This window comes from Archangium lansingense (assembly GCF_026626635.1).
Lineage (GTDB): Bacteria > Myxococcota > Myxococcia > Myxococcales > Myxococcaceae > Archangium > Archangium lansingense.
Window position 1 is genome coordinate 11,681,115 of the sequence record NZ_JAPNKA010000001.1, and the last position, 16,987, is coordinate 11,698,101.

Genomic DNA, 16,987 nt, shown 5'->3' on the forward strand with positions numbered 1-16,987 from the left:
GGAGAGTCCAGCTTGAGCTCGAGCACCAACCGTTACGACCTATGGGCACCGGAGACGCGCGCCAACCCACTGCCCGTCTATGCACGCATGAGGCAGGAGGCGCCGCTCGTCCGTCTGGTCGACCCCTACTACAAAACCCCGGTCTGGGTGGCGACCCGCTACAAGGACGCGGTGGACTTGATGAGGGATGCGCGCTTCACCAAGGACATCCAAAAGGTGCCCGAGGACTCGCCGTCCAGACAGCTCCGCACCAAGTCGATGGAGGCCATCAACCAGCACATGCTCTCGGTGGATCCGCCGGACCACACGCGCCTGCGCACGCTGGTGTCCAAGGCCTTCACTCCACGCCGCGTCGAGGAGCTGCGCCCGCGCATCACCGCCATCGCCCACCGGCTGCTGGACGGCGTGCAGGCGAGCGGCTCCATGGATCTGCTCGACGCCTTCGCCTTCCCCCTGCCGGTGACGGTCATCGCCGAGATGCTCGGCGTGCCGCAGGAGGACCAGGAGCAGTTCCGCGAATGGACGAACGTCATCGTCAACCCGCCCACCGACGGGAACATGCAGACCATCGAGACGGCCGGCCTGCAGTTCGCCCAGTACTTCCAGGGCCTGCTGGCGCGGCGCCGGGCCGAGCCGCGTGATGATCTGCTCAGCGCCCTGCTGTCCGTGGAGGAACAGGGAGACCGGCTCTCGCCCCGCGAGCTCATCAGCATGCTGTTCCTGCTGCTGGTGGCGGGCCATGAGACGACGGTGAACCTCATCGGCAACGGCATCTGGGCGCTGCTCACCCACCCGGAGCAGCTCGAGCGGCTGCGCGCCAACCCGGCCCTCATCGAGTCCGCGGTGGAGGAGATGCTGCGCTACCGCGGCCCGGTGGAGACCACCACCCAGCGCTGGGCGCCGCAGGACCTCGAGTTCCGCGGCCAGGTGATTCCCGCCGGCGAGAGCGTAGTGGCCTCGCTGCTGGCGGCCGACCATGACCCCGAGCACTTCCGTGAGCCGGAGCGCTTCGACATCACCCGCGAGCCCAACCGGCACATCGCCTTCGGCTTCGGCATCCACTTCTGCCTGGGTGCGCCCCTGGCGCGGCTCGAGGGCACCATCGCCATCAACCTGCTGCTGGAGCGCCTGCCTCGGCTGAGGCTGGCGGAGGAGCCGGCCCGGCTGCGCTGGCGGGACGGCGTCCTCGTCAACGGCCTGCTGCGGCTGCCCGTCACCTTCTGAGCGCACGGCCCCTCCTTCCGTGCGAGGATGGGGACACATGCACCTCCAGTGTCCCCATTGTCAGCGCCCCATCACCCCCGGAGCCCTGTCGTGTCAGGGCTGCGGCGTCTCGCTGTTGCAGGAAGCCACCCCGGGCAGCGCCGAGCCCACGTGCGCCATCCACCCGAACCGGGTGAGCCTGGCCAGCTGCGACCGCTGCGGAACCTTCGCCTGCGCTGAGTGCTTGCATCAGAACTCGCGCGGCGAGGTGGTGTGCCAGCGCTGCCACGAGCTCGAGCCGGATGTGCTGCTCCCGTGGGACAAGCGCGAGGAGCTGGGCACGTTCACGGCCTTGTGGAAGACGATTCACACGGTGATGCTCCACCCGGAGGCCCTCTACACCGTCCGCCCCGAGGGGAGCGCCAGCAGCTCGCTGTTGTTCTCGCTGCTGTGCTCTCTGCCCAGCGGCTTCATGACCGGGCTCACCTACATGGGCATCTTCTCCTTCATGCCGGCGATGCTCCCGGCGGAGGCCCGCTCGTCGGGGGACCTGCCGACGTGGATAGGGCCGCTCATGTTCGTGCTCTGCCTGTTCCTGGTCCCGCTGTTCTCCGTCGCCTCCACCGTCATCCTCTCGGGGCTCGACCACCTCGTGATGAAGCTCGGAGGCGTCACCCGGGGCTACGGGGTGACGCTCCGGGCCCACTCGCTCTCCCAGGCGCCCTGGGTGCTCGGACTGATTCCCTTCTGCGGCATGTACTCGGCCATGCCCTGGGCGCTGGTGGCCCGCGCCTTCGCCTACCGCGGGCTGCACCGGACTACCTGGGGGGTGGCGCTGACAGGCACTTTGATCGTGCCCGTCCTCTCCTGCTGCATGTGCGGCGGCTTCTACGCCCTCATGTTCAGCATGATGCGCAACAACTTCTGATGCGCCGCCGCTGATGCACTACCGCCTCCATCCACCTCAGAGGGCATAGGAGGCGTAGCAGCTTCCCACCGGGCCAGCACCCGAGATGGGGGCGCTCGGAGCCGACTGCCACGCGCCCTCGGCGCCGCACTGGTGCCACTGCTGGTCCGAGGAGGACTGCACGCACGTGCGCGCCGGCACCGAGTAGCCCAGCGTGGCGGACGAGCACCACGGCCAGGAGGCGGTGCAGTTGGTGGGCTTGGTGGTGGTGCCCGCCGTGAAGGTGCCGTCGCTCTGGCACTGCCGCCAGATGGCGTCCGAGGAGCTCTGCACGCACACGCCCACGGCCACGTTCGCGTCCACCGTGCCCGTGTAGCAGGTGACGGCGGAGCCGGTGCCCCAGTTGTACTCGCCCTTGAACTGGTTGTACTTCACCGACACCAGCGACGAGCCGCCGATGTCCGTACGGCCGCACTGGATGGCGTACGCGCCCACCCACGGGGTGTACGTGTAGAGCGCCGCGGTGGCCTTGTTGGCCGGCTTCACCGAGCACGGATCCGAGGTGCTCTTGGTCACGCCCGGCTTCCACCCGGAGATGGTGGCCCGGCCCGCGTCCAGGTCGGTGAGGTAGCCGCGCAGCTTCTTCGCCGAGCACTCAATCTGCTTGCCGAAGCCCGCGTAGGAGGTGCTGCACCCGCCGCTGTCCGGGCAGCCACAGCCGGTGGCCTTGGCCAGGTTGGTCGACGTGCCGCTGGTGATGAGGCTCGACTCCGTCTGGATGCGCGCCAGCATGTACAGCGGGCTGATGGTCTGCAGCTTGGACTGCTCCACGATGAGCGTCGCCGCCGTCTTGTTGTTCCAGGCCGGATCCTTATAGGTGGCCAGGTACGAGCCCTTCTGCTGCAAGAACGCCTGCACCTGCGCGACGGTAATCCACTGCCCGCCGGTGATGTCGGTGTCCTCGAGCAACCGGTGCATGTCGTACTCGGTCGTGGCCGGCTCGAGCACCTGGCCCGTGAGCTCGTCCACCACCACCTCGTCCTCGGACGGACCGCAGCTCACTCCCAACAGCGCCGGCAACAGCAACAGCGTGTATCGCAGCTTCATCACGTGCCTCGGGTATTGCCGCGAAACCAGGCGGGGGAGGCCCGGCTCCACGGCGGGGGGAGGCCGCGTCCTAGCATCCAAAAGGATGATTTTCTCGTTTTTCTAGAAGTTCGGAGACCAGAAGACAGTCGGGTCCTGCCCCGAGACAATCCCTCGCATGTCGCACGAATGCCTACCGTGATGACCGGCTTCGGCTGTCACGTTTCTTCGCACGGCATTCGAGGGAGTCGACATGAGCACCGCACCAGACCCCGGGGAGCCCGTCTGCGGTCAGCGGATTGTCCTGGAGTACGAGAAGAACTTCCTGAAGAAGAAAAGCACCGGGGAGAAGAGCCCGCCAGGCGACGGAAGGCAGCCACCCGCGGACGGGCCGGGCGGCATCCCCCAGCCGCCCCGTGCGCTGTGTGGGCTGGCCCTCTCGGGGGGAGGGATGCGCAGCGCGACGTTCAACCTGGGACTGCTGCAGGGCCTGCACCAACTGAATCTGCTGGGGATGTTCGACTACCTCGCCACCGTCTCCGGAGGGGGTTACATCGGTGGCTTCTGGACCGCGTGGCGGCACTACCACGGGCAGAAGCCGGCTCCCGGCGACCCGGGCAGGGAAAGGCTCTTCCCCGAAGAAGAGCAGCGGTCCCGCGGGACGCATCTCGCCGAGGTGCGCCACCTGCGGGAGTTCAGCAACTTCCTGAGCCCCCGGTTGGGGCTGTTGAGCCCCGACACGGGGAGGATGATGACCTCGGTGCTGAGCGCCATCATCCCGGCGCTCCTCGCCGCGCTCGCCATCATCGTGCTGGCGCTCCTCTGCTGGTACGCGCTCGCCTGTCTCCTGGTCCCCGAATGGAGGACGGGGCAGCCACGGCCCCCCCTCCAGTTCATCCTCTCGGGCGCCGTGATGCTGCTGGTGACGTACGCGTGGCTGAACTTCTGCGAGCGGCTGTTGCTCGCGCAGGAGGAGCGGGTGAAGAGGGTCCGCGGCCAGGAGACTCCCGGCCCGACTCCCGCGCAGAGTGGCGCCCGCCATTACCTGACAGCCTCGCTGACAACGTCCGTCGTCGTGCTCGGAGTCTGGGTCTGGCTCCTCTACGACATGAGCTGGTACATGGGAGCGTGGCGCTACGTGTTCGCACCCGCTCTCGCCTGGGTGGCAACGGTGGGAGTGCTCGTGCTGAGACGATGGAGCCTGTCGCGGCGGAGGACTCAACAGTGGCAGCACCAGAAGGAGCGCGCATCCGATCGGATCATCAGCCGGCTGCTCATCCTCGCGGCGCTCTGGTCGGTGTTCTCCGCGTTCTGGGTCATCGGGCAATTCATCGGATACCACCCGGACTACCAGGCGCTGCTGCGGACGGGATGGGTGGGGTCCATCCTGGCGCTCGCGACGCTGTTCGCGAAGATGCAGCAGCTCTTCGGCAGGCAGGCGAGCAAACCGGTCAAGCCCACCCGGAAGAGCAAGGTCAAGGAACTCCTTCCCCAACTGCTGGCGTACGCCATCCTCATCCTGCTGGCCCTCGGGATGGTGCGGCTGCTGCAGAGGACCGAGGCGAAAGGCCTGGGCTGGCTCCTCGTGTCCGCGCTGGTGGCGGCCGCCATCACCGTGTTCACCCTGCTCTTCTTCGAGCCCAACAACGTGGGGTTGCATGCCTTCTACCGCTCGCGCATCGCGCGGACCTTCATCGGCGCGGCCCACGGAATGGCGCAGGGCCAGAGCGAGCCCCACGAGAAGGATGACCTGCCCCTCAACGAGCTGAAGTACCAGTCCGGGCCCTTCCATCTCATCTGCTGCGCGGCCAATGATCTCACGCCGGAAGACCCCATGCTCAATCTCTACCGGGGAGCCACCAGCGCGGTGCTCTCGTGCCTGGGCTTCTCCGTGGGAGGAGATGGAAGGAGATGGGAGGAGATGGGAAAAGGCGCGCTCGTGCCGACCCTGGCGTCGGCCATCACGGCGTCTGGAGCGGCCCTCAACTCGCATATGGGCTCCATGTCCATGCGGATGGGACCCGCCGTCACCTTCCTCATGACCGCGTTCAACCTCCGTCTGGGCATGTGGTGTCACCATCCCACCCGGGCGCGAAGTCCGGAGAAGAAACACATCTGGGTGGGAGAGCCCTTCTACGCGGAGCTGTTCGGGCGGTCCCGGGCCCAGAGCGAACACGTGCTGCTCTCGGATGGAGGCCACTTCGAGAACCTGGCGCTCTACGAGCTGGTGCGCCGGCGCTGCCAGTTCATCCTCGTGGCCGACTGCGGCATGGACACGAATGCCGAGTTCAACGACCTGGCCAACGCGGTGCGGCGCGTGCGCGAGGACTTCAAGGTGGAGCTCCGCATCGATCTCTCGGCCTTGCGCCCGGGAGCGGATGGAATGTCGCGCCAGACGATCGTCGCCGGGGACATCGAGTACCCGGACGGCAATACCGGAGTGCTGTTGCTCATCAAGCCCAGCCTGCTGGGCAATGAGCCTCCGGACATCACCCACTACAAGGCGCGCAACGCGGCATTTCCCCACGAGTCGACGGGAGATCAGTTCTACGACGAGGCGCAATGGGAGGCGTACCGCCGGCTCGGCGAGCACGCCGCGCTCACGGCCTTCCGGTCCATGCGCAAGGAGCTGGAGTCCAAGGGGGAGCAGCCCGTGGCCGCGCAAGTCTTCACCCGCGCCCGTCACCACTGGCTGCCCGTGCCCGCCGGATATGAGGAGCGCTATGCGCGCCTGGCGGCTCAAGCCGCGTCGCTGGACACGCTGCTGCAGGAGAGGAGCGGCCGGACGCTGTTCCGGCAGGTCTTCAACGAAATCACGGAACTGGACGAGCAGGCCAAGCAGCAGCTCGGGGAGCACCCGGGTGAACCGACCCGGCACTCGAGCAGGGAGCAGGGTGTCCCGAGTGCCCGGAAGCTGGCCGAAGCACTCCACCTGCTCCGGCGCGCGCTCCTCTTCATGGAGGAGGTGTTCCTCTCGGAGAGGCTGGACATCCATTACAACCACCCCACCTACACGGGGGTCATGAACTACTTCGCGCGCTGGGCCTACGCTCCGCTCTTCCGGACCTGGTGGCCTCTGTTGAAGACGCAGTATTCGCCGCGCTTCGCCCTCTTCCTCGAGGAGCACTTCAGCCTTCCCGGCATGGTGCGGGGGAAACTCGGACAGCTCACCAACGTGCGGGGTTTCGCGATGCGGTGCTGGCGCGAGCAGCGGGGCCGGCCCCCCCATGACGTGCCACCTGCCCGCCCGGAGTCGCTCATCTCCTACCAGCTCAACATGCCATACGGAGGGCAGCCCCAGTACCACATCCAGGCCGCCCAGCTCATCGTGCGCACCCGGCATGCCGATGGGAGCCGGCTGAGCTACAGGGAAGGAAGATCGGACACACAACTCCTGGTGTGGCAGGGCGATGACTTCTATGTGCCGCCCGGGTTGTGGGGGGCTGGCATCGGTGAGGACTTCCTGAGCCTGCTCCACTCGGACAAGAGCCTGCTCGATTACGTCACGGACGCTCACGAGGACTGCATCCTGGCGGTGCGGCTCCTCGTGGACCCGGACGCCTCGGCCGCCCGGCGCAAGAGGTGGGCGGATGACGTGCAGCTCTACCGGTCCCATGGCTTCGCGGAGCCCGAACAACCGCTGCGGCAGGTGCTCGAATCACTCGACGGCGAGCTCGACGAGCACCCGACATTGGACTGGCCCGGGAGGACCACCAGACAGTGGCGGAAGTACTGGTTGGTCCGGCGGTTCACGCCCACGGAGCGCACGGCCGGGCAACCGGAGCTCGCCTCGGCTTCCAGTGAGGCCCAGGCTTCCGAGCCGCCGATGCACCAGTGAAGGAAGACCTCAGCGCCCGAGGCGGCGGCGGGCCCGCTCGCGGGCGGCCTCGAGCGCCGAATCCACTCCTCGCTCCTCGCGTGGCTTCGCCTCTTGCGGAGCCGCGGCCGGGGCCTCCAGCGAGGGGCCAGCCCCGGACTCCGGTTTCACCGGGGAGGCGCTCGCGGCGGAAGGAGCCGGCATCCCCGGCACCGCCACGGCCGCCGGGGAGGCAGCCACGGCGCGCCGGAGCCTCGGGCCCGACAGGAAGCGGCGCACCGCCACCTCCGCCAGCAGCACCGCTACCGCCAGGCCCACCAGCCAGGGCGCCAGCGCCACGCGTCCCTCGGACTCGGGCGCGTCCGAGAAGAGGCCCGTCATGGACAGCCGCTCCAGGCCTCCGCCCACCGCCGCCACCCCGCGCAGCACCTCCAGTCCCTCTCGGGGACTTCCGGGCTCGAACTCGGGCGCGTAGGGCAGCGTTACCGGAGGCGCCCGCAGCACCCGCGCGCCCAGCTTCACCACCGGGTGCCACGTGCCGCTGCCTGGCAGCGTGTACTCGGCCGACACCCGGTCCTCGTCCTCCCAGCGCATGGGCAGCTCCACCGGAGAGCCCTGCCCGTCTCCCGGCAGCAGCACCAGCGAGGGCAGCGCCCCCGGCAAGGCCTCTCCCGGCGCGAAGTCCAGCGTCACCCGCAGGAGGTTGCCCCGCCGCTCCGAGCGCGCCACCGCTTCGCCCGCCTCGCCCGCGCCGCCCATGCTCCAGCGCACCATGCCCTCCAGCGCCGCGCGCAGCCCGCTCCAGGTGCGCAGCTCGCCGGTGAACTCACCGTCCACCTCCGCCATGAGGGCCACCACCCGCCCCGAGCCACGTGGCCACAGCGCCAGCACCGGCGCCGCGTTGTCATCCAACGTCCTCAGGGCCACGCTCGCGCGCGGCCGCAGGTACGTGAGGTTGTAGCCACCCACCTGCGGCAAGCCCAGCGCTGGCAGCTTTCCGAGCAGCGGCAGGTCCGGCGCAGCCTCGAGTGAGGCGGGCTCGTCCACGAAGGTGGCCCGCGCCACGGCGATGGTCTCCTGGCTGAAGATGCGCGGCAGGCTCGTGGCGTCCTCCGCGAAGTAGATGCGGCCTCCGCCCCGGGTGGCGATCTCCTTGAGCAGCGCCGCGTCCGAGTCCTTCTCCGAGCCCAGGCCGATGACGGACACCGTCACCTTCTGGCTCTGCAGCTCCGCGAGCGTCTTCATGTAGTCGGCCGGCTCCTCCGAGTCCGCCGCGTCCGAGAAGAGCAGCACGTGCCGCGTGGTCTTGTCGCTGCGCAGAATCTGTTTGCGCCCCTCGCGCAGGGCCTCGCCGACGTAGATGCCTCCTCCTCCGCTGAAGCCTCGCGACACCTCGTCCAGCGGCAGCCCGTTCTCCACGGGGCTCATCGGGAAGATCTCGTGCACGGCGGTGTCCACCATGTGCACGGACACCTCGTCCTTCTCGTTGAGCAGCGTGAGCGCGCCCACCACGCCCTCGGCGGCCAGCTCCATCTTCGTGCGCCCGTCCGGCACCGTCGCGCCCATGGAGCAGCTGCAGTCCATCAGCACGCTCATGGCCAGGGCCATGCGGCGCTGCTCCTCGCGCATCTCCAGCGACACCGGCAGCAACGGCTCCACCGGCGAGCGGCGGTAACCTCCCTCGCCGAAGCTGGAGCGGCCCCCCGTCATCACCAATCCGCCACCGGCCTGCTCCACGTAGGAGGCCAATGAGCGGAGCGCCGGCTCGCCGAGCTGGTTCGCGTCCACGTTCTCCAGCACCACCGTGCCCACGCCATCCAGGTCATCGAGCGTCAGGGCAAAGGGCGCGCGCGCCTCCAGCAACAGCCCCGCCGAGTGCAAAGCCTTGGCGAGCGTGCCCTCCGGCTGCGCCGTGAGCAGCAGCACCCGGGGCGGCCCCTCCACCCGCAGCACTCCCTGCCCTACGTCGTTCTCCACCACGCCGTCCCCTGGCGCCTCCACCGTCAGCCGGTAGGCCACCAGGCCCGGCTCCTCCACCAGGTCGCGGAAGGGCAGCAGGTTGGGTCCGGATTGGAACTCGAAGGGCCCTTTCACCAGCACACGGCCGTTGCGCTCCAGGCGCACCGTGCCGGTGACGGGCGCCGAGGCCACCACCACCCCGGTCATCTGGAAGGGCTCGTGCGCCTTCACCGCGGCCGGCACGTCCAGCGAGAGCACGGCGAGGTCGAGCGGCGAGTCCTCGCGCGCCACGTGGCGGAAGTCCACGGCGACTCCCCTGGCCGCCAGCCGCCGCGCCGCGCCCCGAGCATCCGCGCCGGTAGCCCGTCCGTCGGACACCACCAGCACCCGGCCCGTGCGGCCTGGAGGAATGAGGGCGCCCGCCGCGTCCAGCGCTACCGACAGGTCCGAGGCCTCCGCATCTACCGGCCGGGTGAAGCCGCCGAAGCGCCCTGCCTCCGACAGCGGCTGCTCCACCCGGGCCTCGCGCCCGAAGGAGATGACGCCCACCCTGTCCCCGGGCCGTCGCTGTGTCTCCAGCAGGCCCACCAACTCCGAGGCCACGCGCCCCGCGTCAGTCGGCATGGAGCGCGAGCGGTCCACCACCACCACCACGTCGCTACCCGCGTGGCGCAGTACCCACTCGGGTCCGGCCAGCGCTCCCACCACGAGCAGCAGCAGCGCCCACCGCAGTGCCATGGGCGGGCCGGGCCGATGGCCTCGCTTCCACAGGAAGAGGCCCAGCGGGACGAGGAGCACCAGCGCCTGCGGTAGGGAGAAGCTCATTCGGGAAGGGACCAGGCTCTCTCGGAGAAGGTCACGCCATGCTACCCACCCGGCTCTGGCCGAAAAAGGGGGCGGCGAAGGCAGGGTGACAGAGAGTGCCACCCCGCCGCTCGTGCCGTGATGCGGATGCCCGGCTCAGCCCAGATAGAACTGCTCGAAAGTGAAGGCATGCAGCACGGACCCGGAATAGCCGGTCAACACGTTGCCCGTGCACGTGGGGGAGTTGATGACCACCCGGGTGTTGCTCCAGCTGTTGAGGATGACGGTCGCCTTCCCGGTGTCGTCCAACTCGAGCTGGATGTTGTCCTGCGCGAAGGCGGAGTAGTTCTGCCAGCGCGAAACACCCCCCTGCGTCGAGAGATAGCTCCGGTCGTTGAAGACCTGGCGGCCGCTGTTGGCCGGGCTGGTCAGCCGGGCGGGAACCCGCGTGAACACCCCCGTGGAGGGGTTGTAGTACCAGCTCTGGGGCACCACGACGTCCAGGTAGCCCGTAAAGGACGAGGCCACCGGCCCCACCGACCCCGTAGCCGGCTTCAGCGTCACGCCCGTGACGTTGACGTAATAGCCACCGCCCTGCTGCATCCAGGTGAACTGGGATTGCACCAGGCTCGTGCAGCTCTGCGCTGACGCATCAGCACCGAAGAAGAGGGTCAGCGAGAAAAGAATGCCTGCGATGTAGCGGAACGCCTTCATGGAGGGGGTTCTCTGTCGGAGGGGAGCGCGTCACCGTTCGCACCGCCGACACTCGGGCGACCGGGATGTAGCGCTCCGAGCCGGAGCATGTCCCGTGCCGGACCATTGGGCCCTCTGTGCGGAGGGATTGGGGTGTAGCTCCAGAGTCCACTGACTCAGTGCTGGGTGGACGGCCCGGCCACAAGTCTGGCCGGTGACTTCACGACAGGGAGAAGCTCACTTCACCTCCGAGCGCCGCGAGGGTCGGTGTTCACCTTCGACCTCCCGGGTCAGCTGTGCTGGACGTCCCAGGGCGTATCGAACACGGACCCATCACTCACATCCGGCTCGGCGTGAGCCTCCTGGAGCCTGCCGAGCACCACCCGGGCCACCCGCAGCTCCGGGGAGTCGAGGCCGGGGGGCAAGGAATCGAGAAGCTCCTCCAGCAATCGCCGCGCTTCCCGGCCGAGCCCCTGTGCTCGCAGCAGGTGGCACAGGCTCAGGCACGCCCGGAGCTCCATGCAGCGTGCTCCGGACTGCCGGGCCAGCCGCATGGCCTCGTGGAACTCTGCTGGCGCCTGGGCGGCTTCCTCCGTGCGCAGCAACAACTCGCCGCGCAGCCGGTGAAGCTCGGCATCCTCCATGTGCTGCTGCGTCCGCTCTCCCCAGGCCAGCCCTTCCGACACCGCGGCCAGCCCCTCGGCAATCAACCCGATCCTCAGCCGCGCATCCGCGAGCAGACACAGCAGGTACGGCCGGCCCGTCTCCGAGCCCACCTGGCTCAACTCCTTGAGCCCCGCGAGCAACAGGGCGTAGCCCTCGTCCCGCTTGCCTGCCCATACGAGCGCCCAGCCGCGGAGGGCGGGCATCCAGGACTCCCGGCTCGGGAACTGGTTCTGCTCGTACATGGAGATGACCTGCTCGGTCATCTCCAGCAACCGGTGAACATCGAACCGCATCTGATAGAGGATGCAGGCCGCATGGCTCGTCAGGATGTGGGTATAGAGATGGGACAGCCATTCGCTGCGCTGGAACGCGGCTTCGAGGAGCTGCTGCCCTTTTGGCTGCTCGCCGCGAATCGTCAGGGTCAGGGCTTGATAGGCCAGGGCCATCGCCAGCGGCTCCGGCTCGAGCATGCCGAGCGCCTGGGGCTCCCGCTCCAGACCCGAGCCGCCGTACGCCAGGGCCTCGCCGAGCTGCTGCTGGGCCTCGATGGGGTTGCCCTGGATGAGCTGGTTTATTCCTCCCAGCAACCAGCCGATGCTCAGGAGCTGGGGCTCGTGGACGCGCTGGCCCAGCGAGACGATCTGCTTCGCGAGCTTGCCCGCTAGCGGGACGTTCAACCGCATCAGGTTCTGGTTGAAGAGGTGTCTGCAGACGGCGATGAGCAGGGGTATGTCCTTCACCTCCTGGAACAGCTCCGTGATGTGGGCATAGAGCCGCTCCACCTCGGGCACCGCGTAGCTCCGGGTGGTGATCAGGGCCTGCCCGAGGAGCACCAGCAGCCGCAGCTCCTCCTCCACCTTCCGGGCCGCTCCGGGCAGGCGCTGGAACAACCGGAGCGCCATCTCCAGATGACTCACGGACTCCTCGAAGGCCGAGCGCCGCAGGGCCAGCTCCCCAGCCTGGGTCCAGTACCGGATGGCCGGTTCCAACTCCCCCGCCTGGGTGTAGTGGTGGGCAATCAGCTCGGGCGGGGCCGCGGTACATCCCACGCCCGGGTTCTCCAGCAGCGCGGCGAACCGGTGGTGGTAGCGCTGCCTGCGAGACTTCAGTTGGGACTCGTAGGCCGCCTCGCGGATGAGGGCATGCCTGAACTCGTAGCGGGGCACCGGGCCCTCTGACTTGTGCAGGAGCAGCCCCGCCTCGACCAGCTCCTCGAGCTCCCTGTCGAGCGAGCCCTCCTCTCGCTCGGAGAGGGAAGCCAATTGCCCCCGCGTGAAGCTGCGGCCCATCACCGCGCCCATCCACGCCAACTCCTTCTGCTCCTGGGGAAGCGGATCCAACCGGGCCAGGAGCAGCTCCTGCAAGGTGACGGGGAGCGGGCCCTCCTCCGGGGGCGCCCCGCCGTCGGAGGGAGCCCGCGAGAGCACCATGCGGGTCAGCTCCTCGACATAGAGGGGATTGCCTTCCGTCTGCTTCACCAGGAACTCGACCGTCCGTGCGGACAGGTCGGCCTGATTCCCGGCGAGCCGCCGCACCATCTCGGCGGTCTCGTCCGTCTCGAGCCGCTCGAGCATGAGCGGATGGAAGTGGGGGTGACTCCCCCAGGAGAGCCGCAGCTCGGGACGCGTGCTCAACAGCACGCACAGCCCCACCCGCTCGATGCGCTCGCGCAGCAAGGAGAGGAGCTGCAGGGTGGAGGGATCGGCCCAGTGCAGATCCTCCAGGACGAGGAGCAGCGCGCCCGGCCCGCCCTTCTGGGGAATCCTCGCGGGAAGCCGCAGCAGGACGGAGGCCAGCGTCTCCAGGGTTCGCTCCCGTTGCAGCTCGGGTGACAGCAGCAGGGGGGGCAGGTCCTCGCGAAGGGGGAGGCCCAGGAGCTGACCGAGCAACAGCAGGGCCTCCGGATGGGGGAGCTCGAGCCCCCCGAGCCCCTCCTCCAGGCACGCCCAGCGCCGTGCGGGCGGGTCCTCCGGAGCCAACCCGAGCAGGTGCACCACCCACTCGAGCACCGGGTGGAAGGCGCTGCGACTGAGCTGGGGCCAGCACTGGCTGGACACGCAGGACACCCCTTCTGCCTCGACGTGCTCACACAGCTCCTGGATGAGCCGGGACTTGCCAATTCCCGCCTCGCCGCTGAGCAGCAACACCGCGCCCTCTCCCTGGCGGGTCCGCTCCCACCTCGCGAGCAACTGGCGCAGCTCGGCGCTCCGGCCGACCAGCGGAGTGAGGCCCCGGGACCGTGCCCGCCCGAAGCGGGTGGTCTCCAGCCGCTCGGCCACCAGCCGGTGGACGCCCAACCGCACGGCCCCCCGTGAGGAGGAGAAGACCCGCTGGCCCAGCGGCTCCGTCACGAAGTTGCCTCGCACTCCCTGCCACGTGTTCTCGCTGAGGAGCGCCGTGTGCGGAGCCGCCTGTCCGGCCAGCCAGATCGTCATGCGAGGGGCATCGCCCTGGATGGAGGGCGTGTGCCCCTGCACCCCGGACGGATTGAACACGTCCAGCACCACCATGTCCGTATGCACGCCCACCTGCACCGTGAGCCCGGTCTCGGCGGCCTGGGGCAGCTCTTCGGCCAGCCGCGTCAGCACGAGCGCGGCCCGCACCGCGCACAGGACGTCATCCTCCCGGGCCAGCGAACAGCCGAAGCAGCCCAGCACTTCGTCCCCCATGCGCAGCGCCACCCATGCCCCATGGCGCTCGAGGATGCGTGCGCTGGCCTGATGGAACGTCGCCTGCAGGTCGCTCAGGTCCTCGGGCTCGAAGGAGACCAGGCTCCCCGAGAGCCGGCAGCACACCAACGACACCTGCCGGCGATGGGAGATGAAGCGCGGGGGAGGGAGCTCGTCGGAAGGAGCCAGGCTCCACTCCAATTCCCTCAGCCACTCGCGCATCTCGAGTGCGCTCTGGAAGCGCCTGGCGGGCTCCTTGGCGAGCGCCCGCGCCAGGAACCGCTCCACCGGCTCGGGCAGATCCGGACGGCGTCCCCGTACCGAGGGAACGGGTTCGCTCGAGACCACCTGCTCGCGCAGCGCCCGGTACTCCTTGATGGAATAGGGCAGCTCTCCGGTGAGCATCTCGTACAGCAGCAGCCCGGCCGCCCAGGTATCGGTGCGCATGTCCTGGGGCTGCCCTCGCCATTGCTCCGGAGCCATGAAGGCGGGCGTCCCCGAGCGGGCCTGCGTTGACCCGAGCGAAGAGACGAGCAGGGCCAGGCCGAAGTCGAGCAGCTTCACCCGCCCGTCCGGCAGGACGAACACGTTACTGGGCTTGAGGTCCCGGTGGATGATGTGACGCGAGTGGGCATGCGCCAGTCCGGCGGTGATGTCGTCGAGGATGCGCAGCGTACGGGGGAGCTCGAGCGGCCCACGCCGCAACAACTCCGAGAGCGACTGTCCCTCCAGACATTCCATGATGAGGAAGGGAGAGCCCTTCCACTCGGAGACATCGAAGATGCGGACGATGTTCTCGTGATCGAGCTGGGCAACCAGCTGGGCCTCGTCCTGGAGCACCCTGTCCAGCGACTCCTGGGTGAACTCCCGCCCGGGAGAGATGAACTTGAGCGCCACGATACGCTGGAGCAGCTCATCCCGGGCACGGACGACCAGCCCCATGCCTCCCCTGCCGAGCTTCCCGAGGATCTCGAATCGCCTGCCGTCCGTCCCACCGAGCCGCTCTCCGGGCTGGGGAATGGGCGGGAGGGGGAAGGACTCGAGCACTTCATGCAGAAAGGAGTCTCCGAAGTCAGACCCGGTCCCCTGACTGTCATCATCGCTTCGGCTCATACCCATCCCCGCCCAGATACGATGTGCACCTTGGAAGGGATGGAACCCCTGCCGTCCGTCCCTCGGGAGAGCGGTCAGGGGGAGGGGCCTCGGGAGTGGGCTCGCCGGGCAGGAAGGCTGCCAGCGCGTGCTCATCCGCTCACAACGGGGACGTTCCACCTCCCTCTTCATGACTCACAACGACTCCCTCTTGGGTCTCCAAGGGCCCGCCACACCTACCTCGAAGGATTGCTTTCGAGGAATAGGGCGCGAGATGGCGGAAGAGGGAGGGCCGAGCGTGAGCCGTCACGAGAACATGACAGGGGAGTAGGCGCATGCCAGGAGAGTTCGAACAGCTGTTATTCGTAAGAGGGCTCTCTTCGGGCCGGGCCGTATTGCCTTCGAGCCGGGTCGTCTTGCCTTCGGGCCGGGTCGTCCCGTCTTCGGGCCTGATCGTCTTGCCTTCCGGTCGGGTCGTCCCATCCTCGGGTCTGGACTTCGCGTTCGCTGAAGTGCCTGGGAGAGCGAGCAGCGTCCCTGCCATCGAGGACTGGTCCGGCGTCGCCTCATTCGAGCCGAGCCTGTACTTCAAGCCTCAGGACCAGGAGGAGCTCGAGGGGTTCCTGCAACTCATTGCGCAGGGTCTATTCAAGGGCAAACGCATCCGTGTCCCGGGCGGTCTGCACTCGTGCGCGAGGATCCTCGAGTCCGATGCCATCCTGGACACGAGCGCCATGCCCCTGGAGCTCGAATTCAGCGACAATGACACCAAGGTCACGGTGTCCTCCAACTGGAAGCTGCATGACTTCCTGCTGGAGCTGAGCAAGCGGAACAAGTCTCTCGAGGCGACGGGCGGCACGGATGCGCAGACGCTGGCGGGGCTCCTCACGACCAATACGGCTCCGGCCTCGTCCAAGTATGCCATCTTCGACTTGCTCGAGTGGGTCGAGTACGTCACCTACGATGCGAACGATTACGTCGTGGTGAAGCGCGTGACGAAGGGCCAGCCCGAGTTCTCCTCGGTGGTCTGCTCACTCGGTGCGCTCGGGATCATCACGAAGATGCAGTTCTCACTCATCGACGAGCCCTTCTTCAAAACCACCCAGGAGATCGTCCCCCTCAACGACGTCCTGGACGACGTCGATGCGACCTCGAAGCTGTACGACTTCTGGAGGATCGACTGGCTCCCCGATATGGATGTGGGCCTGCTGTGGACGGCGACGAAGATCTCTAGCTCCGAGGCGGTTCCCAACGGAGACTACCCGCCAGACCAGGCAGTGAACGTGCTGCAGTTCGTCTTCAACTTCTGGGACTTGTTCAGCGGCGGCGCGAGTGGCCCCCTGCTGGGGCCCTTCGAGAAGTTGGTCTACGGGTTGATGGCCAGCATCTACGTCACACAGGATGCGGCCGGACCGCTCCGCAACATGATCCCCGTGGACAGGCGGGTGCCTCTCCGTGTGGCGATGGCGGAGTTGAGCTTCGATCCGAAGGACCTGCCCAACGTCCGGAACCTCTGCAAGGCGTATTTCAAGGCCCACGGCTGGCCGAACCTGCCTATCGAGATCGGGCTGACCAAGACGGACGGCTACCACATGTCGCCGTGGAACTGGCCCGGGTTGGATTATGTCGTCAAGTTCAACTTCATGTACCTCACCGACGTCTGCACGACCCAGGAGGAGAGGGACGGGATCGACGAGCACCTCCAAGGCCTCTGGAAGCACCTCACCGATGCCCAGGTTCAATTCAAGGCCCACTGGGGAAAGATCAACGCCATGGACCACGACTTCGTCCATCAGAACTACCCAGGCTGCGAGCAATTCAAGCAGCTCACCCATCCCCTGTTCATGAATCCGTACCTGGACGACCGGCTGCATCCTTGAGCGTGGCTACACCGTCCTACGCTGAGCACCTGTCCCCCCCTCCAGTGAGGTCCAGGAGATTCGCGGCCGGCACCGCGTCACGAGGAGGGGCGCCTTCCTTCTGCCGCTTTGGGCGCCTTTGCTTTCCGGCGCGGCATTGGCCCAGGGGACACGATGGGCACGAGGGGAATTCATGAACGTGACATCGAGACAGGGCATTACACCCAGGACC

Annotated in this window: 8 protein-coding genes; 4 read left to right on the plus strand and 4 right to left on the minus strand. The window is 67.9% G+C overall.

The genetic code is table 11. From position 1 onward, the window contains the following. The first annotated feature begins 12 nt into the window (after nt 1-12). Together OV287_RS46635 and OV287_RS46640 are read left to right on the plus strand one after the other, a co-directional pair. Nucleotides 13-1,224, plus strand: a complete 1,212-nt coding sequence (locus tag OV287_RS46635) for a cytochrome P450 family protein (protein ID WP_267540531.1) — start codon at nt 13-15, stop codon at nt 1,222-1,224. A gap of 37 nt (nt 1,225-1,261) precedes the next feature. After that, nucleotides 1,262-2,131 carry a YIP1 family protein gene (locus tag OV287_RS46640; protein ID WP_267540532.1) on the plus strand — a complete coding sequence of 290 codons (870 nt, stop codon included), beginning with the start codon at nt 1,262-1,264 and terminating at the stop codon, nt 2,129-2,131. 36 nt (nt 2,132-2,167) lie between these two features. Here the strand turns inward: OV287_RS46640 and OV287_RS46645 are convergent, their stop codons facing one another. Then, nucleotides 2,168-3,217, minus strand: coding sequence for a hypothetical protein (locus tag OV287_RS46645; RefSeq protein ID WP_267540533.1), 1,050 nt, complete (start codon nt 3,215-3,217; stop codon nt 2,168-2,170). A gap of 232 nt (nt 3,218-3,449) precedes the next feature. Between OV287_RS46645 and OV287_RS46650 the strand changes: the two genes are divergently transcribed. Further along, nucleotides 3,450-7,034, plus strand: coding sequence for a hypothetical protein (locus tag OV287_RS46650; protein ID WP_267540534.1), 3,585 nt, complete (start codon nt 3,450-3,452; stop codon nt 7,032-7,034). 9 nt (nt 7,035-7,043) lie between these two features. Here the strand turns inward: OV287_RS46650 and OV287_RS46655 are convergent, their stop codons facing one another. The 3 genes from OV287_RS46655 to OV287_RS46665 form a co-directional block, all read right to left on the minus strand. Then, nucleotides 7,044-9,797 (minus strand): VWA domain-containing protein, encoded by a 2,754-nt coding sequence (locus tag OV287_RS46655; RefSeq protein ID WP_267540535.1) that lies wholly within the window; start codon nt 9,795-9,797, stop codon nt 7,044-7,046. 135 nt (nt 9,798-9,932) lie between these two features. After that, a complete protein-coding gene (locus OV287_RS46660) occupies nt 9,933-10,490 on the minus strand; it encodes a hypothetical protein (RefSeq protein WP_267540536.1) in 558 nt (185 codons plus the stop codon). A 269-nt stretch (nt 10,491-10,759) separates the two neighbouring features. Continuing rightward, complete coding sequence (locus OV287_RS46665; protein ID WP_267540537.1) at nt 10,760-14,917, minus strand: protein kinase domain-containing protein; 4,158 nt, start codon at nt 14,915-14,917, stop codon at nt 10,760-10,762. A 491-nt stretch (nt 14,918-15,408) separates the two neighbouring features. Here OV287_RS46665 and OV287_RS46670 point away from each other — a divergent pair, with 491 nt between their 5' ends. Beyond that, nucleotides 15,409-16,776, plus strand: a complete 1,368-nt coding sequence (locus OV287_RS46670) for a D-arabinono-1,4-lactone oxidase (protein ID WP_267540538.1) — start codon at nt 15,409-15,411, stop codon at nt 16,774-16,776. Nucleotides 16,777-16,987 lie beyond the last annotated feature (211 nt).

What these genes read in the sequence shown, in the direction of transcription:
- OV287_RS46640 (WP_267540532.1), top strand. Translation starts at nt 1,262, where the DNA reads ATGCACCTCCAGTGTCCCCATTGTCAGCGCCCCATCACCCCCGGAGCC.
- OV287_RS46645 (WP_267540533.1), bottom strand. Translation starts at nt 3,217, where the DNA reads ATGAAGCTGCGATACACGCTGTTGCTGTTGCCGGCGCTGTTGGGAGTG.
- OV287_RS46650 (WP_267540534.1), top strand. Translation starts at nt 3,450, where the DNA reads ATGAGCACCGCACCAGACCCCGGGGAGCCCGTCTGCGGTCAGCGGATT.
- OV287_RS46655 (WP_267540535.1), bottom strand. Translation starts at nt 9,797, where the DNA reads ATGAGCTTCTCCCTACCGCAGGCGCTGGTGCTCCTCGTCCCGCTGGGC.
- OV287_RS46660 (WP_267540536.1), bottom strand. Translation starts at nt 10,490, where the DNA reads ATGAAGGCGTTCCGCTACATCGCAGGCATTCTTTTCTCGCTGACCCTC.
- OV287_RS46665 (WP_267540537.1), bottom strand. Translation starts at nt 14,917, where the DNA reads ATGAGCCGAAGCGATGATGACAGTCAGGGGACCGGGTCTGACTTCGGA.